Source organism: Kribbella pratensis (assembly GCF_004365355.1).
Classification (GTDB): domain Bacteria; phylum Actinomycetota; class Actinomycetes; order Propionibacteriales; family Kribbellaceae; genus Kribbella.
In genome coordinates this window covers 237760-257048 of sequence record NZ_SODP01000003.1, presented here as the reverse complement: position 1 = coordinate 257048, position 19289 = coordinate 237760, and the positions used below count along the sequence as shown (strand labels likewise).

General features: G+C 69.2%; 21 protein-coding genes. 3 read left to right on the top strand and 18 right to left on the bottom strand.

The features are described 5' to 3' along the window. Positions 1–9: 9 nt before the first annotated feature. The 9 genes from EV653_RS28960 to groES all read right to left on the bottom strand — a co-directional run bounded on the left by EV653_RS28960 (position 10) and on the right by groES (position 8757). Positions 10–723 (bottom strand): alpha/beta fold hydrolase, encoded by a 714-nt coding sequence (locus EV653_RS28960; RefSeq protein ID WP_134107323.1) that lies wholly within the window; start codon positions 721–723, stop codon positions 10–12. Beyond that, positions 720–1826 carry a GuaB3 family IMP dehydrogenase-related protein gene (locus tag EV653_RS28955; RefSeq protein ID WP_134107321.1) on the bottom strand — a complete coding sequence of 369 codons (1107 nt, stop codon included), beginning with the start codon at positions 1824–1826 and terminating at the stop codon, positions 720–722. Before EV653_RS28955 ends, EV653_RS28960 begins: the two co-directional genes overlap by 4 nt. Positions 1827–1854: 28 nt before the next feature. Further along, complete coding sequence (gene guaB / locus EV653_RS28950; protein ID WP_134107319.1) at positions 1855–3366, bottom strand: IMP dehydrogenase; 1512 nt, start codon at positions 3364–3366, stop codon at positions 1855–1857. A gap of 129 nt (positions 3367–3495) precedes the next feature. Continuing rightward, positions 3496–4878, bottom strand: a complete 1383-nt coding sequence (locus EV653_RS28945; RefSeq protein WP_134107315.1) for a hypothetical protein — start codon at positions 4876–4878, stop codon at positions 3496–3498. Continuing rightward, positions 4871–5494, bottom strand: a complete 624-nt coding sequence (gene shbA / locus EV653_RS28940; RefSeq protein WP_134107313.1) for an RNA polymerase sigma factor ShbA — start codon at positions 5492–5494, stop codon at positions 4871–4873. The genes EV653_RS28945 and shbA overlap by 8 nt, the downstream gene beginning before the upstream one ends. A gap of 100 nt (positions 5495–5594) precedes the next feature. Further along, positions 5595–6146, bottom strand: coding sequence for a TetR/AcrR family transcriptional regulator (locus EV653_RS28935; RefSeq protein ID WP_134107311.1), 552 nt, complete (start codon positions 6144–6146; stop codon positions 5595–5597). 12 nt (positions 6147–6158) lie between these two features. Then, entirely contained in the window at positions 6159–6614 is a 456-nt protein-coding gene (locus EV653_RS28930; protein WP_370358805.1) for a GNAT family N-acetyltransferase, read from the bottom strand. 65 nt (positions 6615–6679) lie between these two features. Further along, complete coding sequence (groL, locus tag EV653_RS28925; RefSeq protein WP_134107309.1) at positions 6680–8299, bottom strand: chaperonin GroEL; 1620 nt, start codon at positions 8297–8299, stop codon at positions 6680–6682. A 161-nt stretch (positions 8300–8460) separates the two neighbouring features. Further along, on the bottom strand, positions 8461–8757 hold the full coding sequence (gene groES / locus EV653_RS28920) for a co-chaperone GroES (RefSeq protein ID WP_134107307.1): 297 nt from the start codon (positions 8755–8757) through the stop codon (positions 8461–8463). A 268-nt stretch (positions 8758–9025) separates the two neighbouring features. On the opposite strand from groES, the gene EV653_RS28915 reads away from it, so the two are divergent. From EV653_RS28915 to EV653_RS28905, 3 genes are read left to right on the top strand one after another with little or no spacing between them, the layout of a single operon-like run. Beyond that, positions 9026–9622 carry a peptidoglycan-binding domain-containing protein gene (locus tag EV653_RS28915; RefSeq protein WP_134107305.1) on the top strand — a complete coding sequence of 199 codons (597 nt, stop codon included), beginning with the start codon at positions 9026–9028 and terminating at the stop codon, positions 9620–9622. 10 nt (positions 9623–9632) lie between these two features. Continuing rightward, a complete protein-coding gene (locus tag EV653_RS28910; RefSeq protein ID WP_134107303.1) occupies positions 9633–10793 on the top strand; it encodes a class I SAM-dependent methyltransferase in 1161 nt (386 codons plus the stop codon). A gap of 11 nt (positions 10794–10804) precedes the next feature. Beyond that, a complete protein-coding gene (locus tag EV653_RS28905) occupies positions 10805–11602 on the top strand; it encodes an AraC family transcriptional regulator (RefSeq protein WP_134107301.1) in 798 nt (265 codons plus the stop codon). Between the two features lie 224 nt (positions 11603–11826). Here EV653_RS28905 and EV653_RS28900 read toward each other — a convergent pair whose 3' ends face one another. From EV653_RS28900 to EV653_RS28860, 9 genes are all read right to left on the bottom strand, one after another. Further along, positions 11827–12540, bottom strand: a complete 714-nt coding sequence (locus tag EV653_RS28900) for an alpha/beta hydrolase family protein (protein WP_134107299.1) — start codon at positions 12538–12540, stop codon at positions 11827–11829. Next, positions 12537–12983 (bottom strand): GNAT family N-acetyltransferase, encoded by a 447-nt coding sequence (locus tag EV653_RS28895; protein WP_134107297.1) that lies wholly within the window; start codon positions 12981–12983, stop codon positions 12537–12539. Before EV653_RS28895 ends, EV653_RS28900 begins: the two co-directional genes overlap by 4 nt. Beyond that, positions 12980–14029: a tRNA (adenosine(37)-N6)-threonylcarbamoyltransferase complex transferase subunit TsaD gene (tsaD, locus tag EV653_RS28890; protein WP_134107295.1), complete on the bottom strand. Its 1050-nt coding sequence runs from the start codon at positions 14027–14029 to the stop codon at positions 12980–12982. The genes EV653_RS28895 and tsaD overlap by 4 nt, the downstream gene beginning before the upstream one ends. Next, on the bottom strand, positions 14022–14471 hold the full coding sequence (locus tag EV653_RS28885) for a GNAT family N-acetyltransferase (RefSeq protein ID WP_134107293.1): 450 nt from the start codon (positions 14469–14471) through the stop codon (positions 14022–14024). The genes tsaD and EV653_RS28885 overlap by 8 nt, the downstream gene beginning before the upstream one ends. After that, on the bottom strand, positions 14468–15127 hold the full coding sequence (gene tsaB, locus EV653_RS28880) for a tRNA (adenosine(37)-N6)-threonylcarbamoyltransferase complex dimerization subunit type 1 TsaB (RefSeq protein ID WP_134107291.1): 660 nt from the start codon (positions 15125–15127) through the stop codon (positions 14468–14470). The genes EV653_RS28885 and tsaB overlap by 4 nt, the downstream gene beginning before the upstream one ends. 1 nt (position 15128) lies before the next feature. Continuing rightward, the gene (gene tsaE / locus EV653_RS28875) at positions 15129–16055 is read right to left on the bottom strand and encodes a tRNA (adenosine(37)-N6)-threonylcarbamoyltransferase complex ATPase subunit type 1 TsaE (protein WP_134107289.1); all 927 of its coding nucleotides are present in this window, start codon (positions 16053–16055) and stop codon (positions 15129–15131) included. A 164-nt stretch (positions 16056–16219) separates the two neighbouring features. Continuing rightward, a complete protein-coding gene (locus EV653_RS28870; RefSeq protein WP_134107287.1) occupies positions 16220–17374 on the bottom strand; it encodes an alpha/beta fold hydrolase in 1155 nt (384 codons plus the stop codon). 6 nt (positions 17375–17380) lie between these two features. After that, entirely contained in the window at positions 17381–18559 is a 1179-nt protein-coding gene (gene alr, locus EV653_RS28865; RefSeq protein WP_134107285.1) for an alanine racemase, read from the bottom strand. 15 nt (positions 18560–18574) lie between these two features. Further along, complete coding sequence (locus EV653_RS28860) at positions 18575–19216, bottom strand: HAD family hydrolase (RefSeq protein WP_238160502.1); 642 nt, start codon at positions 19214–19216, stop codon at positions 18575–18577. Between the last annotated feature and the right edge of the window lie 73 nt (positions 19217–19289).

Sequence of the window (19289 nt, the reverse complement as noted above, 5' to 3'; positions counted from 1 at the left end):
GCATTTCGCTCACCCTGCGAGCAGATTGCGGATCTCGTCCCAGGCTCGCGCGCCGAGCTCGCGATCGGCCGCCTCGGTGCCGCCGCGCGCCATCCGCTGACCGGCCGACTTCGGCTCCTCACCGGGCAGTACCGGCCGATGACCCGCCTCCGGCCCGATCAGGAGACGGGTCGGACGCTCACCGCGCCGACGGACTATCTCCTCCGCGAACTCCACCGCCGGCCACACCTTGTCATCGCCGCCGGCGATCAGCAGTACGTCGCCGATGCGCTCGACCGGGATCCGTGCCTCTTCCGCCGCACTGAGCAGACTTCGGCGGTACAGACCGGTGAAGCTCGGCGGATCGTCCTCTGCCTTCCAATCCTGGTCGAACGGGACGAACGGCAACGGCTCACCCTGCCAGGTCCACGCCGACCGTTGCGTTCCGTCCTCGAGGACCCGGCCCCAGACGTAGGCGCTCGGGGCGAACGCGACCACCATGTCCACCCGCTCGTCGAGCGCGCCCAGCAGCAGTGCAGCCTCGGCACCCCACGAGCTGCCCATCACGACCAGCCGGTCGTTGCGGGCCGCCAATTCATCCAGAGGGAACGACTCCAGCGGCACCTCGTGCGTGACGGTCCACCGCGGGGCGAGTACGTCGTACCCCTCCGCCTCGAGCAGGCGGGCGCGCTGGACGTCCGGCGTACCACTCGAACCGTGCAGGAGCAGTACGCCGGTCCTCAACCTACGACGACCTCGACCCGCTGGAACTCCTTGAGCTCCGTGTAGCCGGTGGTCGCCATCGCGCGCTTGAGGGCGCCGACCAGGTTCATCGTGCCGTCCGGCACCCACGACGGGCCGAACAGGATCTGCTCCATCGTGCCGGTGACGCCGACCTCGACCCGCTCACCGCGCGGGAGGTCCTGGTGCCAGGCTTCGGCGCCCCAGTGGTATCCGCCACCCGGGGCATCGCTGGCCCGCGCCAGCGGCGAACCGACCATCACCGCGTCCGCACCGCAGGCGATCGCCTTCGCCACGTCGCCGGACCGCCCGACCGAGCCGTCCGCGATGACATGCACGTACCGCCCGCCGGACTCGTCCATGTAGTCCCGCCGCGCCGCCGCCACGTCAGCGACCGCCGACGCCATCGGCACCGCAACGCCGAGCACCTTGCGCGTCGTGTGCGCCGCGCCACCGCCGAACCCGACGAGCACGCCGGCCGCACCGGTCCGCATCAGGTGCAACGCAGCCTGGTGCGTGGCGCAACCGCCGACGATCACCGGCACGTCGAGGTCGTAGATGAACTGCTTGAGGTTGAGCGGCTCCGCCTGCCCGGACACGTGCTCGGCGGACACCGTCGTACCGCGGATGACGAACAGGTCGACGCCCGCGTCCACGACGTGCTTGGCGAACTGCTTGGTCCGCTGCGGCGACAACGCACCGGCCACGGTCACGCCGGAGTCGCGGATTTCCTGCACCCGCTGGGAGAGCAGCTCGGGCTTGATCGGCGCCGCGTAGATCTCCTGCAGCCGGTGCGTGGCCTGCTTCTGATCGAGGCTCGTGATCTCCTCGAGCAGGCTGGTCGGGTCCTCGTACCGCGTCCAGAGACCTTCGAGGTTCAGTACGCCGAGGCCGCCGGCCTTGCCGATCGCGATCGCGGTGGCCGGCGACATGACCGAGTCCATCGGCGCGGCCAGGATCGGCAGCTCGAACCGGTACGCGTCGATCTGCCAGGCGACCGAGACCTCCTCGGGGTCCCGCGTCCGGCGCGACGGCACGATCGCGATGTCGTCGAACGCGTACGCCTGCCGCCCACGCTTGGCGCGGCCGATCTCGATCTCGGTCATCTGGTGTCCTAACGGGTTGCAGGCGGTGTCAGCGGCCGGAGTAGTTCGGGGCCTCGACCGTCATCTGGATGTCGTGCGGGTGGGACTCCTGGAGGCCGGCGGAGGTGATGCGGACGAAGCGGCCCTTGTCCTGGAGCTCCGGGACGGTGCGGGCGCCGGTGTACCACATCGACTGGCGCAGGCCGCCGATCAGCTGGTGCGCGACCGCTGACAGCGGGCCCCGGTACGGCACCTGGCCCTCGACGCCCTCGGCGATCAGCTTCTCGTCGGAGCCGCCGTCGTGCTGGAAGTAGCGGTCCTTCGAGTACGACTTGCGCAGTCCGCCGGACTGCATCGCGCCGAGCGAACCCATCCCGCGGTACGCCTTGAACTGCTTGCCGTTGATGAACACCAGGTCGCCCGGCGACTCCTCGCAGCCGGCCAGCAGCGAGCCCAGCATGACCGTGTCCGCACCGGCGACGAGCGCCTTGGCGATGTCACCGGAGTACTGCAGGCCGCCGTCGCCGATGACCGGGACCCCGGCCGGCTTGCAGGCCAGCGACGCCTCGTAGATCGCGGTGACCTGCGGCACGCCGACGCCGGACACGACCCGCGTCGTACAGATGGAGCCCGGGCCGACGCCGACCTTCACACCGTCGGCGCCGGCGTCGACCAGCGCCTGGGCGCCCTCGCGGGTGCCGACGTTGCCGCCGACGATGTCCACGCCGCGGGTCGCCGGGTCGGCCTTGAGCTTGCGGATGATCTCGAGCTGCGCCTGGGAGTGACCGTGCGCGGTGTCGACGACAAGCACGTCCACACCGGCCTCGACCAGCGACATGGCCCGCTTGTACGCCTCGCCGAAGAAGCCGATCGCGGCGCCGACCATCAGCCGGCCGCTGGCGTCCTTGGTGGACAGCGGGAACTTGTCCCGCTTGACGAAGTCCTTGAGCGTGATCAGGCCGGTCAGCTTGCCGGCGTCGTCGACCAGCGGCAGCTTCTCGACCTTGTGCTTGCTGAGCAGCGCCATCGCGTCGTCGGCCGAGATGCCCTGCTTGCCGGTGATCAGCGGCTGCTTGGTCATCACCTCGCGCACTGGGCGGGACAGATCGTTCTCGAAGCGCATGTCGCGGTTCGTCACGATGCCGACCAGCACCCCGGCGTCGTCGACGACGGGGACACCGGAGATCCGGTACTGCCCGCAGAGCGCGTCGGCCTCGCCGATGCTGGCGTCCGGACCGATCGTGATCGGTTGGGCGATCATGCCGGACTCGGAGCGCTTGACCAGGTCGACCTGCTGGGACTGGTCCTCGATCGAGAGATTGCGGTGGAGGACGCCGAGACCGCCCTGGCGGGCCATCGCGATCGCCATCCGGGCCTCGGTGACGGTGTCCATCGCGCTCGACACCAGCGGGATGTTCACCCAGACGTTGCGGCTCACCCGGGACCGGGTGACCGCCTCGGACGGGATGACGTCGGACTCGTTCGGCTGCAGCAAGACGTCGTCGAAGGTGAGGCCGAGGACGGCGAACTTGTCGGGAACTCCAGCGGGTGTGATGTCCATGGGGAAAACGAGCACCTTTACACGGCGAGAACGGGACCCCATCCTATCCGCGCGCCCGCCGACCCCCGAATCGGCCGTCCACAGCACTCCGCCCGCCGCGGCTGCGCGGCGGGCGGAGCGGGTGGTCGGCTACTTGTTGATCGGCGCGTTGACGACCTGCAGGATCGCCAGGACGTCCGCGTCGGCGGTGGACCCGTGGGTACGCTCGATCGCCGCGTGCTTGCCCTCGGGGTACTGACCGGTCGAGTGCTTGCCCTTCGGGTAGGCCTTGCGGACCGAACCCGTGGCCACCGTCCCGCTCGCGTGCTTTCCCGCCGCCTTCTTGGCCGACGCGGTCTTCTTCGTCACCGTCGGCGGCTTGTCTACCACCTGCGACTCGCCGAAGAACTGCTGCGCGCTCTCGATCGTGACCGGCTCGCCGGTCGGCGTCGGCAGGACCGAGCTCAGGATGTCCCCGACAAGTCCGGCCGGATCCGTGGCGTCCGGAACCTGGGTGACCTCGCCGCTCGGCTTCTCGTCGCCGCCCGGCGTGGACGTGTCCGAGCCACCGGTGTCGCTCGAACCGGTCCCCTGCGTCCCGGAGCCATCAGTGCCATCGGTCTGGCCGGTGTCTCCGGTCGGCGTGCTGGTCGGCGCACCTGTCGGGTCGCCGGCCGCCGTGTTGTCGCCCGGACCGGTGTCGTTCGCCGGCGGCGTCGTCGTCGCGGTGTCGGTCGGCGTCGACGGCGGGTCGGTCGGCGTACTGGTCGGCGTGTCCGTCGGCGTCGTGGGAGGCGGAGTCGGCGTGGTCGTCGTGCCGTCCGTGCCGTCGCCACCGGTGGTGTCGGTCGGCGGATCCGTCTTCGTGTCCGTCGGCTTGTTGACGTTGTCCGGATCGTCCGTCTTCGTCGACGTCGGGGGCGGGATCGTCGGCTTGTCCAGGGTCGCCATCGGCTTCTCCGACACCACCGCCGACGGCGTCGTCTTGATCTCGAAGGAGTTCGGATCGAGGGCGACGAGCGAGCCGTCCTTGCCGGCTGCCTGCGTGGAGCGCTCGGCCTGGGCCTTCTTGTAGTCCTTGCCCACCTTGACGATCTTGGTCTTGTCCATCACCGGCAGACCGTCGAGGTCTTCCTTCGGGAAGCTGGTCTGCGGACGGACCGCGTCGACCATCTTCTCGATGACCTTCTCGTACGGCGACAGCGGGTCGCCGTTCACGGCTGCCGCCACCCCGGAGACCGACAATGCGGCGACCGCCGCCACCCCGAGCGCCAGACCGCGCGTCGCCATCTTGCGGGCGAACGGGTCGGTGATCGGGTTGAGCGCGGCGCAACGCGCCAGGAAGCTCTCCGGATCGTCGATGGTCTCCACCGGGAGCTCGTCCTCGACCTCAACCGCCAGCCGTAGACCGGCCAGAAGCTGAACGGCCGCGTCGTGCTCGCCCGCCGCACGGGCGGACTCCCCACCGGCGGCGAGCAGATCGAGCAGCGCGTCATCGGCCTCGATCGCGTCCAGATCAAAACGGTCAGCCATGATGCTCCTCCCCTGCTCTTCCTCGTTCCAGCTGTGCTTCATGCCCCACAAACCCCCTGAGCGTGTTCAACGCCCGATGCTGTGCGACCCTCACCGCCCCCGGTGTCATCCCCAGTGCCCGGCCGGTCTCCTCGGCTGACATCCCCGCTACCACCCGGAGCCGCAGAATCTCCCGCAGCTTCTCCGGCAACTTGTCCAGCAGCCCCATGATGTGCTGGACCTCTGATTGCCGGACCGCGCGCTCCTCCGGCGTCGGTGACTCGTCCGCGCCGTCCGGCAGATCCGGCGTCGAGACGTCGGCGACCGCGAACGCACGCTGGGCATCGGCGACCTTGCGGGCCGCGATGCCGTAGACGAAAGCCTCGAAAGGCCGCCCCTCGTCGCGGTACCGGCTCAGCGCGCCGAAGACCGCGACACAAACCTCTTGTGCGACGTCGTCGACCATGTCGGCGCCGCCGGGATAGGTCCACAGACGGGACCGTACGTATCGGTGCGCCACAGCGCGCACTCTGGTGAGCAGGTCGTTGAGAGCTGTTCGGTCCCCGTCGCCGGCCAGCGCGGCAAGATCCCTAAGCTCGACCCGGTCGTGGGTGTCAGGTACTCGGACCTCTGTCACCCCTCGCCCCCTCGTGTTCAGACCGGTTCAGCCTGAAAGATGGTACGGCGCTCAACTCTTCTTGCCTAGTGGCAATTCGTGGTCACAACCGGCCACTTGATCACGATCTGTCACTACTGGCGAGTTCACCGATCTCGCTGTCGAGCAGCGCGGCCGGGTCTGCGTCCATCCCGGCGAAATGCCCTGCCAGTTCAAGTGACACTACGCCATGTAACCGGGTCCGAAACGAGACTGCGCGGTCCGATCGGCCGATGGCCTCGACCAGCACGGTCGTGATCTCGTCGGAGATCGCCGTGGTGTCGTCAGGTGGGTGATAGCCGGGAACGGGCGTCCCGTAGATCAGCAGGTACCGCTGCGGGTCGGCGAGCGCCCACGTGCGGATCACCCGGGCGAGCCCGATCACGTCCGCGCCACCGTCGTACGCCGAGCTGACCGTGTCGGCCAGGCTGCGGTACGCGTCGCGGATCAGCGCGGTGATGAGGTCGTCACGGCCGGCGAAGTACCGGTAGAGAGCCGGACCGCTGACGCCCATCTGCTTGGCGATCGCGTTCAGTGACAGGGCGGAGACACCTGCCTCGGCGATCTGCGCCCAGGCGTGCTGCTTGACCTCGTCGCGCACCTGGGCGCGATACCGCTCCCGTGGACCACCCATGGTCAGAACCTCTCACGGGGCGGTGAAGCGGATGAGTTCAGAGGCATGCTCGCCGCCCCAGTCGATCGGCGTACGGCCGGTCTCCAGCCAGCCTGCCCGTCGATAGAGGTGTACGGCGGCGCCGCGGTTGTCGACCACCTCGAGCGAGAGATCACGGGCGAGGGCGGCTGCAGTGGTGACACAGTGCTGCAGGAGCGCGCGGCCGATCCCCTGGCCTGTTGCCCCCGGATCGACGAACAGCCGCTCCACCTCGGCGTGATCACGCACCGCTGTCAGCACCACATGCCCGGCGACGCGATCGTCGACTACCGCCACCCAGCAACCAAGAGCGCTCTCCGGTGACAACCAGCGTGCCGGATCCGCCGGCCAGTTGATCGGGTACCCGGCTTGCTCGTGGACAACTCGGAGGATGTCGACACACACAGGCAGGTCTTCGTCACGACGTTCTCGGATCAGCACAGGCCACATAAAAGCACCGCCCGGCAGATGACCTGCCGGGCGGTGCTGGGTACTGCGTTGTGTACTGCGAGGAATCAGTGACCGTGGCCGTGACCGTGACCGGCCGCCGCGGGCTCCTCTTCCTCGGGCTTGTCGACCACCAGCGTCTCGGTGGTCAGCAGCAGTGCGGCGATCGAGCCGGCGTTGGCGAGCGCGGACCGGGTCACCTTGACCGGGTCCAGCACGCCCTGGGCCAGCAGGTCGCCGTACTCGCCGGTGGCCGCGTTGAAGCCGCTACCGAGCTCCAGGTCGGCGACCTTGGCGGTCACGACGTAGCCCTCGTAGCCACCGTTCTCGGCGATCCAGCGCAGCGGCTCGACGATCGCCTTGCGGACGATCCGGACGCCGGCGAGCTCGTCGCCCTCCAGGTCCAGGCCGTTGTCCAGCACCGCGGCCGCGTGGACGAGAGCGGAGCCGCCACCGGCGACGATGCCCTCCTCGATCGCCGCCCGGGTCGCGGAGACCGCGTCCTCGATCCGGTGCTTCTTCTCCTTCAGCTCGACCTCGGTGGCCGCGCCGACCTTGATCACGCAGACGCCGCCGGCCAGCTTGGCCAGCCGCTCCTGCAGCTTCTCGCGGTCCCAGTCGGAGTCGGTGCGCTCGATCTCGGACTTGATCTGGTTGACCCGGCCCTCGATGTCCTCGGCCTTGCCGGCACCCTCGACGACGGTCGTGTTGTCCTTGGTGACCACGATGCGGCGCGCCGTACCGAGCACCTCCAGACCGACCTGGTCGAGCTTGAGGCCGACCTCCGGGGCCACGACCTGCGCGCCGGTGAGCGCGGCCAGGTCCTCCAGCATCGCCTTGCGGCGGTCACCGAAGCCCGGCGCCTTGACGGCGACCGAGGTGAAGTTGCCGCGGATCTTGTTCACCACCAGGGTGGACAGCGCCTCGGCCTCGACGTCCTCGGCGATGATCAGCAGCGTCTTGCCGGACTGCACGACCTTCTCCAGCAGCGGCAGCAGGTCCGCGATCGCGGAGATCTTGCCCTGGTGGATCAGGATGTACGGGTCCTCCAGCACCGCTTCGCCGGCCTCGGCGTCGGTGATGAAGTACGGCGAGATGTAGCCCTTGTCGAACTGCATGCCCTCGGTGAACTCGAGCTCGGTCCCGAAGGTGTTCGACTCCTCGACGGTGATCACACCGTCCTTGCCGACCTTGTCGAACGCGTCCGCGATCAGTGCGCCGATCTCGGCGTCACGGGCGGAGATGGTGGCAACGTGGGCCATGTCGCCCTTGTCGTCGACCGGTCGCGCGGTCTCGATCAGCTTGGCCGACACGGCCTCGACGGCCGCCTCGATACCGCGCTTGAGGCCCATCGGGTTGACGCCGGCGGCGACCGCCCGCAGGCCCTCGTGCACCAGTGCCTGCGCCAGCACCGTCGCGGTGGTGGTGCCGTCACCGGCGATGTCGTTGGTCTTGGTGGCGACCTCCTTGGTCAGCTGCGCACCAAGGTTCTCGAACGGGTCGTCCAGCTCGACCTCACGGGCGACGGTGACACCGTCGTTGGTGATGGTCGGGGCGCCCCACTTCTTGTCCAGGACGACGTAGCGGCCCTTCGGGCCCAGCGTCACCTTCACCGTGTTCGCGAGCTTGTCGACGCCGCGCTCCAGCGCGCGCCGGGCGTTCTCGTCGAACTCGAGGATCTTCGGCATGAAAAATCCAGTCCCTCTCTGAAATCGCTAGATCGTTGCAGGCACAGACCATCGCTGTGCGGTCGGCGAACCCGCCCCACCGCCCCGGTCGGGTCCGAACCGACTCCGCCCCGGCGCCGGAGGGCACCAGGGCGGTGTCAGTCAGGAACAGCGAGCGGCCGTCACTTGCTGACGACTGCGAGGATGTCGCGGGCGCCCAGGATCAGGTAGTCCTGGCCGTCGTACTTGACCTCGGTGCCGCCGTACTTGGAGTAGATGACCTTGTCGCCGACGTTGACGTCCAGCGGGACGCGGTTGCCGTTGTCGTCGATCCGGCCCGGGCCGACGGCGAGGATCTCGCCCTCCTGCGGCTTCTCCTTGGCGGTGTCCGGGATCACCAGGCCGGACTTCGTGGTCTGCTCGGCTTCGAGCGGCGCGACGAGGACACGGTCCTCGAGCGGCTTGATCGTGACCGACACTTGCTGACCTCCACGGTCGATTTGCTTGTCTGGTTCATGGTGGTCGCGCTCCCCTGCCGTCGCGGGGGTCAAGGGCCGGACCGCTGGCACCCTCACACAGAGAGTGCCAACACCGAATCTAGGCCGCGATTAGCACTCGGTCAACTCGAGTGCCAAAGGATTCTCACCCTGAGGCAATCGGTGGCCGGGTAGGCGCCCGGACACAGACTGTGGTCAAGGACCGGGCGTTCGTGGGACCGTTGCGTCAGAACGGGTGCGAGGAGGAGCCATGGCGTTCAGAGTGCCGGCACTGCCCAAGCTGTCCCCCCGGACGATCGCACTCCTGGCCGCCGTCGCCGCGGTCGCGATCGGCGCCGTTGCCGCCAACGCGTCGAAGCACGAGTCGCCGGCCGCCGCCGCACCCGCGGCCGCTCCGGCGCCGAAGGCCTCCGCCGACCAGAACATCTCCCACGACGCCACCGCGGCCGAGCTCAAGGCGGCTGCCGCTCTGCCGCAGTGCCGGTCCGCCCGGCTCGTCCCGGTCAACCGCAGCTGGGGCGTCCCGATGCCGTCGATCTACGCCAGCACGAGCACCACCTGCAACCTCATGTACGGCGACGACCCGTACCGCGGCTCCAACCGGTACGGCGATCCGGACACCGCCATCCAGGTTCTCCAGCGCAACCTGAACTTCTGCTACGGCACCAAGCTGGCCGTGGACGGTATCTACGGCAGTAATACCCGCGCGGCGATCAAGACGGTCCAGCGCAAGCACCACCTGGTCGTCGACGGCATCTACGGCCCCAAGACGCGCTCGGCGATGAACTGGCGCCTCTACTCGATGGCAACGCGAAGCTGGAGCAGGAGCTGTTCCAGCCCGCTCTAGAGTTGCGCGGGTGACAGTGACGGCGTTGCTCGACGGGCCGGGCGCCGAGGTGCTCGCGGCGGCGTGTGCGGAGTACAAGCCTGGTCGTGAGCTGCAGTTGGTCGAGAAGCTCCGACGCCGGTACGACGCGACGCTCGTGACTGCTGCCGTCACGCAGGCCGCACTGCGGCACCGGGCGGTCGCCAAGTTCGGTCCGGACGCTGAGCGCATGTACTTCACCCCGGACGGCCTGGAGCAGGCCACCCGGACCACAGTCGGCGCCCATCGCGCCGCACGCCTCGCAGCCACCATGCCTGGCGCCAGCATGGTGGACCTGGGCTGTGGGATCGGCGGCGACCTCATCAGCGCCGCCCGCGCCGGCCTCCGGGTGACTGGTGTCGAGCGCGACCCCGAGACCGCAGCCACCGCCCGTGCCAACCTGGCCGCCCTCGACCTCGCCGGTGAGGTACTCGTAGGTGAAGCCGAGTCGACCGACCTCACGCCGTACGACGTGGTGTTCGCGGACCCGGCTCGACGGGCGGACGGGCGACGGGTGTTCGACCACAACGCCTACGCGCCGCCATGGACGTTCGTGCTGGAGCTGCTGCAGCGCACCGCCTGCGTGAAGGTGGCGCCCGGCATTCCGCACGACGCGATCCCTGCCGGCGTTGAGGCGGAGTGGATCAGCGACTCCGGTGAGGTCAAGGAGGCCGCACTGTGGTCCGGCCGGCTCTCCGGCAGCACCCCGCGACGGGCGACTCTGCTGCCGAGCGAGGCGACCGTCACTGACGCACCGGACGCTGAGGTTGGTCCGGTCGGTCAGTACATCTACGAGCCCGATGGTGCAGTCGTTCGAGCCGGTCTGGTCACCGCTGTCGCCGCTGCGGTCGACGGCTGGCTGCTGGATCCGCGCATCGCCTACGTCACTGCAGCGAAGCACGTCGCGACTCCGCTCGCCTCGGCGTACGAGGTGGTGGAAGAGCTGCCCTACAAGGAGAAAGCGCTGCGCTCGTGGGTTCGCAGCCAGGACATCGGGACGCTGGAGATCAAGAAACGCGGCGTGGACCTCGACCCGGCCCAGCTACGGAAGAAGCTTGCGCCGAAGGGCTCCGCGTCGGCGACGCTGATCATCACCCGGATCGGCCGGGACGCGGTCGCGTACTCCTGCCGCAGACTGGCCGACAGCCGATAGAATCCTCAGCTATGCCCGATGACGGCCAACCGCTCCGTTCGGAACTCTTTCCGTCCGCGGGCGCGCACGAATGGGCCTCCGGCGGCACCAGCTCGGTGCAAACGCACGAAGAAGGCCATCTGGTGTACGCCGCACGCGGCGTACTGTCCGTGCACACCGATCGGGGTACGTCGATCGTTCCCGCCAACCGTGTCGCGTGGACGCCGGCCGGATCCACGCACCAGCACCGCGCGCACGGCGAGACCGACATGCGCATCGTGTTCCTGCCTGCCGCGCTGGCCCGGCGCATCCCGGATCGCCCCGCCGTATTCCTCGCATCCGGACTCGCCCGCGAGGTGCTGCTCGCCCTCACCAGCCGCCGGCTCGACGACGCCGCCCGCGCCCGCCTCCAGCGGGTCCTCGTCGACGAGCTTCACGAAGCGACCGAACAACCGCTGCAACTACCGGAACCGCGCGACGACCGCCTGCGCACGATCGCTCAGCATCTCCGCGAGAACCCGGCGGACAACACCTCACTCGCCGAACTGGGACGCCGGGCCGGCGCCGGCGCCCGGACCCTCAGCCGCCTGTTCCGCGACGAACTCGGCATGACGTACTACGAGTGGCGCACGCAGCTGCGGATCTACCACGCCCTCGTCCTGCTCGCGGACGGCCACGACACGACGTACGTCGCGCATGCCTGCGGCTGGGCGAACCCGAGCGGCTTCATCGCGGCGTTCGCGGCCGTCGTCGGAACAACTCCCGGACGGCACTTGCGTCTGACGCATATTCGAACATATGATCGATCTCGCGAGCGGGTCTCCGGGTGACAAGCCGGCGGGCGAGGTGCTGCGTCTGCTGCTGCACTCACCCGGAGGCCCGCCACTAACGAATACGGCCAGTTCAACAGTGATTCACCTGGGTGGGGGAGGCTGACGTGAGAACCGGTTGGCCGCTGACCGTTCGCCTGGGGAGCAAGCGGTGCGCGTCACCCCCGGGCCTCTGCAACCACACTGGGTGCAACAACGCTGGGTGCCATCACGCCGGGTGCGACCTATCGCGCCACGCGGAACCGTTCCTTCACCGGCAACAGGAGCCGCGCCAGCGCAATGCCGCCGATCGCCGACGCCACCTGGGCGTCGACCGCCGGCAGCTGTTCGCTGCCACCCTCGGTCGGCGTCTGCCTGACGAAGTCGGCCACCAAGCGATTCCAGTCCTTCGGGCGCCGCAGCATCGCATGCCCTTCACCCACGAGCGAATACGTCGTCACCGTCGCCCCCGCGGCTCGTAGCCGCTCGGCGTACGCCGTCGTACCGGCCGGATCGGTGACCGTGTCGTCGGTGCCGTGGACGAACGTGACAGGCACCCGAACCGCGACGAGCGGTTCGCCGCCCGGCAGCCAGGGGGCCAACGCGAGCACGCCCGCGACCCGCGGATGATCGCCGGCGGCGACCACCGCACGCCCACCCATGGAATGCCCGATCAGCAACACCCTCGAGATCACCGGCGGCAGCTCGTCCAGGACGGACCGCAGATCGAGAGCAGCATCGCCGCCGTCGTTCCAGCCCCGGTAGCGGTACCTCAGGAACCCCACGCCGGCGTCCCGTGCGACCGAACTCGCGACCGACGCGAAGGGCCACATCCGCAGCAGCGCGGGCCGCCACAGGTTCGGGTCGGCCTGTGAATGTTCCTGCCCGCCGTGCGCGAGCAGCACGAGATCGGTCGCCCCAGCCGGGTGCCGGACGAGATCGACACCCGGACTCCTCACGGCTGCGCGTACAGCTCGGTCGGGTCCTGACGGATGGACATCATCCGCCCGGGCGGGGTCTCGGTGAAGCCGTACGAACGGTAGAGCTCATGCGCGTCGGCGGTCGCCAACAGCACCTGCCGCAGGCCCTTCAGCTCCGGATGGTCGAGCAAGGTCGACACGACGAACCGTCCCAGACCGTGCCCGCGGTGCGACTCCAGAACGAACACATCAGCCAGCCACGCGAAGGTGGCCCGGTCCGTCACCATGCGCGCGTACGCGACCATCGCTCCGTCCGCGTCGTACACGCCGAGGTTGAGGGAGCCCGCGATCGCCTTCTCCACGATCTCGCGCGGGATCCCGGCCGCCCAGTACGACGTACTCAGGAAGCCTTGCACCACGCCGGCGTCGATGCGCTCCGCGTCGTCGTCCGCCTCGAAGCCGTCCGCCCCGGTCCACTTCACTTGTTCAGCACCTCCGTGATCGGCATCGACGAGTCAGCCGGAAGATCCAGCGGCGACGGCGCCCTCCCGGCCCGGACGAGCTCCGAGCCCAGCGCGGCGACCATCGCGCCATTGTCGGTGCACAGCCCCGGCCGCGGCACCCGTACGGCGATGCCCGCCGCGGACGCGCGCTCCTCTGCCATCGAGCGGAGTCGTGAGTTCGCCGCGACGCCGCCGCCGATCAGCAGGTGCTCGAAGCCGCGGTCCTTGCACGCGTCGATGGCCTTGCGGGTCAGGACGTCGCAGACCGCCTCCTGGAAGGCCGCCGCGACATGGTTCACCGGTACGTCCTCACCGTCCCGCCGCCGCGCCTCGACCCAGCGCGCGACCGCGGTCTTCAAACCGGAGAACGAGAAATCGAACCGGTGCCGCTCGAGATCGCGCTGCGACGTCAGCCCGCGCGGAAAGGTCACGTACAACCGGTCCCCGCCGTCGCGCGCCGCCTTGTCGATGTACGGGCCACCGGGGAACGGCAGCCCGAGCACCCGCGCGACCTTGTCGAACGCCTCACCCGCCGCGTCGTCGATCGTGCTGCCCATCGGCTCGACCCCGTCGGTGATGTCCTCGACCGACAGCAACGACGAGTGCCCACCGGACACCAGCATCGCGACACAGCCTTTCGGCAGGTCACCGTGCTCCAACGTGTCGACAGCGACATGGGCCGCTAGGTGGTTCACGCCGTACAGCGGCTTGTCGAGCGACAGCGCCAGACCCTTGGCGGCGGCGACACCGACCAGCAGAGCGCCGGCGAGCCCAGGGCCGCTGGTCACTGCGACTGCGTCGACGTCGGTCGGCTTGATGCCGGCCGTCTCGCACGCACGCCGGATCGTCGGCACCATCGCCTCGAGATGCGCACGACTGGCCACCTCCGGTACGACGCCGCCGAACCGGGCGTGCTCCTCGACACTCGACGCGATCGCGTCGGCGAGCAGCGTCTGCCCGCGCACGATCCCGACACCGGTCTCGTCGCACGACGTCTCGATCCCCAGGATCAGGGGCTCACTCATCGATCCTCCACCGCATGATCACCGCATCCTCGCCGTCACCGTAGTACCCACGCCGCCGGCTGATCTCCTCGAACCCGAAACCCGCGTACAGGCCCCGCGCCGATTCATTGCTCAAGGCAACTTCCAGTAGAACCGTCCGGCCCGCACAACGCTCCAGGGCCGCCGTCATCAGCTGTCCGCCGATTCCGGTCCGCCGCTCGTCCGGGGCAACCGCGATCCGCAGTACCTCGACCACGTCCTCGACCACGGGCGGCAACAACAGCACGACGTACCCGACGACAGCGCCTTCGTCCGCGACCAGGATCACCCGGTCCTCGGACACCCGCTCGAACTCGTCCGACCAGCCGACCGTACTCCAGGCCTCCGGCCCGAAGCACAGCTCGTCCAACGCGACCAGCGCAGGTTGATCGTCCGCGCGAGCCGCTCTGATCGCAGGTCTCACAGCACGCTCTTGGGCCCGGCAGACATCGTGACGTCCGGCCGGCGCAGGTACAGCGGCTCCGGAGCGACAACCTCGAGCGTCCGGGTCGCCACGCCTGTCGCAAGCACGTCGGCCGACGGGTACTCCGCCGCGTCGGCATCCGCCGCGCCCAGCACGTCGCCGTACAGCACCGCTCCGCGACCGATCACCGGCAGACCGGACAGCACGTGCGCGACCTCGGCGGGTTTGTCGACCGCGGGTCCCTCCAGCCGACGACGGCTGCCGTCCGCGGCCGGGCCGTCGTAGAGAGCCCAGTAGATTTCCTTGCGGCGCGCATCCGTCGCGACCGCGACAGGCAACGACAACGACGACTGCCGCGCGAGGATGTCCAGGCTGCAGACGCCGGAGACCTCGATGCCGAGCACCTCACCCATCGTCCGTGCAGTCACCAGTCCGACCCGCAACCCGGTGAACGGCCCCGGACCGACGCCTACGGCAATGCCGGTCAGGTCGCGCGGTGTGACGCCCGCGGATTCCAGCGCCGCCGCGATCGCGGGCGCAAGCAACTCTCCATGGCGCAGCGCGTCCACGGTCGTCGACGAGGCAACGATCTCGCCCGTCGGCGTGGCCAGCGCGACCGTGACTGCGGCGCTCGAGGTGTCAAAGGCAAGCAACATGTCAGTTCTTCTCCAGTACAGACACCCGTACGCCGGACGCCGCCCAGCGCGAACCTACCGGCGTGATCCGCAACGCCCGCGTCTCGTCGGTGTCGTCGTCGCCCCGGGTGATCACGATCTCGATGCGGTCCTGCGCCAACGGCTCCGCGATGCCGTGGCCCCATTCGACCACCGTGACCGCATCCTCCAGGCTCGCGTCCAGATCCAGGTCGTCCAACTCGGCGAATCCACCGAGCCGGTAGGCGTCAACGTGCACCAACGCAGGCCCGCCGGACAACGACGGATGCACCCGCGAGATGACGAAGGTCGGCGACGTCACAGCTCCCCGGACCTTCAGCCCGACGCCGAGTCCCTGGGTGAACGTCGTCTTGCCCGCGCCGAGGTCGCCCGACAGGACCAGGAGATCGCCTGCGCGGAGTTGACCGGCCAGCTGTTCAGCGATCGCCTGCATGTCCTCGGCCGTCGGAACCGTCAGCTCGACAGGCAACGCCTTCGCGTAGATCAAGTTGTGCGCCTGCTGGTCGACCACGGAGTACCCGCGGCGCCGCCAGAACTCCACGGTGTCCGGCAGTTCGACGCGCGCGATCAGGTTCACCCGGCTGAGCCCACGCCGTACCGCGACCTCCTCGGCGCAGCCGACCATCGCCGACGCGACGCCGCGGGCCTGGGAGCGCGGGTCGACGGAGACGCGGCGCAGGTTGAGGACGTCGCCGGTCTGCTCGAACAGCATCGCCCCCACCGGGGCGCCGTCGCTCAGCACCAGCAATCCGCCGTGCTCGGCAACGGCCGCGGCAACGGTGGTCGCGTTCTCGGACAACGCGGTCGACGGCGGGTCGAGCACCCGCCGAGCGGAGAAGGCGTGATGGATCACGGTCACGATGTCGTCGACGTGTTCGGCTGTGGCGTCAACGACGTGCAGGTCGGTCATACAGGTCCTAGGGGGTGTCTGATGGTTTCGCGCCGTAGCGAGGAGGTGCTCGGTGCGGTGCATCGGCGTGCGGGGGCGAAGGTCTCGATGCGGGGTTCATCGTGGCCTTCGCCCCCCGCACGGCGAGGTGCCGTGCCGAGTGCCCCGCAGTAGGCGTGAAACCATCAGACACCCCCTAAAGATTGTTCGGCTCGTTCGATCATCCCAAGGAGGGCTGCGGTGAATTCACGGTGGTGCTCGATCAGGCCCAGGTGGCCGCAGTTCTTCACCTCGACGAGCTCGGCGCCGGGCACCCGGCGGACGATCTCCTCGGCATGCGCGAACGGGGTCAGGTGGTCCTTGTCGCCGCTGATCACCACGCACTCGACCTTCTGCAGCGGCTCGAGGGCGTCGAACTTGTCGTGCAACGCGAAGATCGGGTAGAACTCCGCGATCACCTCGATCGGCGTCGCCGCGATCATCTCGTTGACGAACTCGGTGAACGCCGGCGGCACCTCGGAGCCGAACGAGTACTTCCGGGTCAGCAGGTAGCTGATGTCCGAGCCGGCCTTCCGGCTGCGCTCGACCACATCGGGGATCCGCGCCAGAGCGGCGACCGTCGGCGTCGCGAGGGACCGCGCGAGCATGCCGAGCTTTCCCGGGAACACGATCGGTACGCCGTCCAGCCCGCCCGCGCTGGTCGAGCACAGGCCGACGCCGATCACCCGGTCGCCGAAGAGCTCCGGGTGCTGCTCGGCCAGCGCCATGATCGTCATGCCGCCCATCGAGTGACCGATCAGGATCACCGGACCGGTCGGCGCGAACCGCTCGATGATCCCGTACAGATCCATACCGAGCTGCTCGATGCTGACGTGCGACCGCGGCGACCGCCCGGACCGGCCGTGCGAACGCTGGTCGTAGAACACCATCGTGCCGATCCCGGCCAGGTCGCGGCGCTCGAAGTGCCAGGCGTCCATGTTCAGCCCGTAACCGTGCGCGAAGATCACGGTCAGGTCCTCGGGCGGCAGCGGCAGCTTGCTGTGCTCATTCTTTCCCCGCCCCACCGCCCCGGTCAGGCCGAGTCTGCGCTTCGGCGGCGGAGCAGGCCGCCGGGAGCGCTTCAGCTCGTCCACCTCGACGTACAGCTCGACGCCGTCGTCAGCGGTGAAGATGTGCGGCGTACCGCGTTGTGACCCGAATGGCTCGGCCTCGAGCTGCTTGCGCTGACCCGACCGCCGGCCGATGACAGTGCGCTCGACCGCGACTCCGGCGGCAGCTCCCGCTGCCAGCACTCCGACCGCGGCCCCGATCAGACCAGCAGTCCGTCCCGCTTTGGACATGCTGATCTACCTTTCGACTGGGGCGGTGGGGCGGGGAAGGAATTCAGCACTGTCGACGTACCTGCGCGGGATCCGGGCGCCCAGGCGGGTGACGATCTCGTAGTTGATGGTGCCGGCCGCGTCGGCCCAGTCGTCCGCCGTCGGCTCGCCCGACGTACCTGGACCGAACAGCACTACCTCGTCGCCCGCGGCGGCCTGGTCGTCCTCGAGGTTGACGACGCACTGATCCATGCAGATCCGGCCGACGACCGTACGCCGTTGGCCGCCCACTTGCACCGGGGCTCCGTTCGACGCGTGCCGCGGCAGACCATCGCCGTACCCGAGGGGGATCAGGCCGAGGGTCGACGGCCGCGGCGCGGTCCAGGTCAGGCCGTACGAGACACCCGCACCGGTCGGCACGCGTTTCACCATCGCGAGCCGCGCCCTCAACGTCAGGGCCGGCTTCAGCCCGAGCTCGGACGACGGCAACGCATGCCCGAACGGCGACAGGCCGTACGTCGCGACGCCCGGCCGGACCAGGTTGAAATGCGTCTCCGGCAGCGCGAGCGTCGCGCCCGAGTTGGCCAGGTGCTTGAACTCGGCGTCGATGCCGAACGACTCCGCGACCTCGATCGCCTCGACGAAGGTCGCCAGCTGGGACTCGTTCGCCGGGCTCTTGGGCTCGTCGGACGACGCCAGATGCGACCAGATCCCCTTGACCTCGATCCGGCCGGCCGCCTGCTCGCGCACGGCGGCCCGGATCAACGCCGGCCACTCCTCGGGTACGGCGCCACCGCGCGACATGCCGGTGTCGATCTTGAGGTGCACGCGCGCGGGCCGATCTGTCACACCCGCCGCCAGCTCGTCGATCTCCCACGGCGCACCCGCGGACAGGTCGATGCCGGCGTCGATTGCGTCGGTCAGCGGCTCGCCAGGTGTGGTCAGCCAGCAGAAGATCGGTCCGGTGTCACCGGCCTCACGCAGCGCGAGTGCCTCCTCGAGTACTGCGGCGCCGATCCAGCCTGCGCCGGCCTCGCGGGCAGCGCGGGCGACCTGCACCATCCCGTGCCCGTAGCCGTCGGCCTTGACCACGGTCATCACCTGCGCACCCTCAGCACGGGCACGCAGCGTGGTCACGTTGTGGCGGATCGCAGCCAGGTCCACGACCGCCTCGGCGCGGACCGGGTGTGACTGAGGAGTAGACATGGTCCTTCCAGTGTCTCAGGCGGCGTCGATCAGGTCGGGCAGGGCTGCCATGTTGTGGAAAACCGTGTCCGCATCGGAAAGTTTCGCCGGGTCCGTCATGCCGGCGTACCCGAACACCTTCATGCCCGCCGCGACGGCCGCGGCGACGCCGAGCGGGCTGTCCTCGATCACCAGGCAGTCGGCCGGCTTCACGCCCATCGAAGCGGCCGCGTGCAGGAAGAGATCCGGCGCGGGCTTGCCGTGCGCGACGTCCTCGGCGCTGAAGATCCGCCCCTCGAACCGGTGCAGGAACCCGACCGCGGTCAGCGCCGTACGGATCCGTTGATGGGTGCCGGACGAGGCCAGGCAGTAGGTGATGCCGCGGGCGTCCAGGTGGTCGAGCACGGCCTCGACGCCCTCGATCGCCTGCAGCTGCGCGAATCCCTCGAAGAGCCGCTGGTGGTACCGGTCCTCGAGATCCGCCGGCAGCGGGTGCCCCAACTGCGCCTCGGTCTTCTGCCGCATCGAGGCCATCGAGCCGCCCATGAAGTCCCGCACGGTTTCCTCGAACGTGTACGGCAGCCCCGCCTCGGTCAGCAGTTCGGCCAAGATCGTGTTGGCCAGCCGCTCGGAGTCCACCAGCACACCGTCGTTGTCGAAAATCACGAGTCCGATCACATCGGAAACCCTAAGGGCCGGGAGCCAACCCATTGGCGGCCACCGTGAGAACACGATGGCCGCCGGGGTGCGC

What these genes read in the sequence shown, in the direction of transcription:
- EV653_RS28955 (WP_134107321.1), bottom strand. Translation starts at nt 1,826, where the DNA reads ATGACCGAGATCGAGATCGGCCGCGCCAAGCGTGGGCGGCAGGCGTAC.
- guaB (WP_134107319.1), bottom strand. Translation starts at nt 3,366, where the DNA reads ATGGACATCACACCCGCTGGAGTTCCCGACAAGTTCGCCGTCCTCGGC.
- EV653_RS28945 (WP_134107315.1), bottom strand. Translation starts at nt 4,878, where the DNA reads ATGGCTGACCGTTTTGATCTGGACGCGATCGAGGCCGATGACGCGCTG.
- EV653_RS28935 (WP_134107311.1), bottom strand. Translation starts at nt 6,146, where the DNA reads ATGGGTGGTCCACGGGAGCGGTATCGCGCCCAGGTGCGCGACGAGGTC.
- EV653_RS28930 (WP_370358805.1), bottom strand. Translation starts at nt 6,614, where the DNA reads ATGTGGCCTGTGCTGATCCGAGAACGTCGTGACGAAGACCTGCCTGTG.
- groL (WP_134107309.1), bottom strand. Translation starts at nt 8,299, where the DNA reads ATGCCGAAGATCCTCGAGTTCGACGAGAACGCCCGGCGCGCGCTGGAG.
- EV653_RS28915 (WP_134107305.1), top strand. Translation starts at nt 9,026, where the DNA reads ATGGCGTTCAGAGTGCCGGCACTGCCCAAGCTGTCCCCCCGGACGATC.
- EV653_RS28905 (WP_134107301.1), top strand. Translation starts at nt 10,805, where the DNA reads ATGCCCGATGACGGCCAACCGCTCCGTTCGGAACTCTTTCCGTCCGCG.
- tsaD (WP_134107295.1), bottom strand. Translation starts at nt 14,029, where the DNA reads ATGAGTGAGCCCCTGATCCTGGGGATCGAGACGTCGTGCGACGAGACC.
- tsaB (WP_134107291.1), bottom strand. Translation starts at nt 15,127, where the DNA reads ATGTTGCTTGCCTTTGACACCTCGAGCGCCGCAGTCACGGTCGCGCTG.
- tsaE (WP_134107289.1), bottom strand. Translation starts at nt 16,055, where the DNA reads ATGACCGACCTGCACGTCGTTGACGCCACAGCCGAACACGTCGACGAC.
- EV653_RS28870 (WP_134107287.1), bottom strand. Translation starts at nt 17,374, where the DNA reads ATGTCCAAAGCGGGACGGACTGCTGGTCTGATCGGGGCCGCGGTCGGA.
- alr (WP_134107285.1), bottom strand. Translation starts at nt 18,559, where the DNA reads ATGTCTACTCCTCAGTCACACCCGGTCCGCGCCGAGGCGGTCGTGGAC.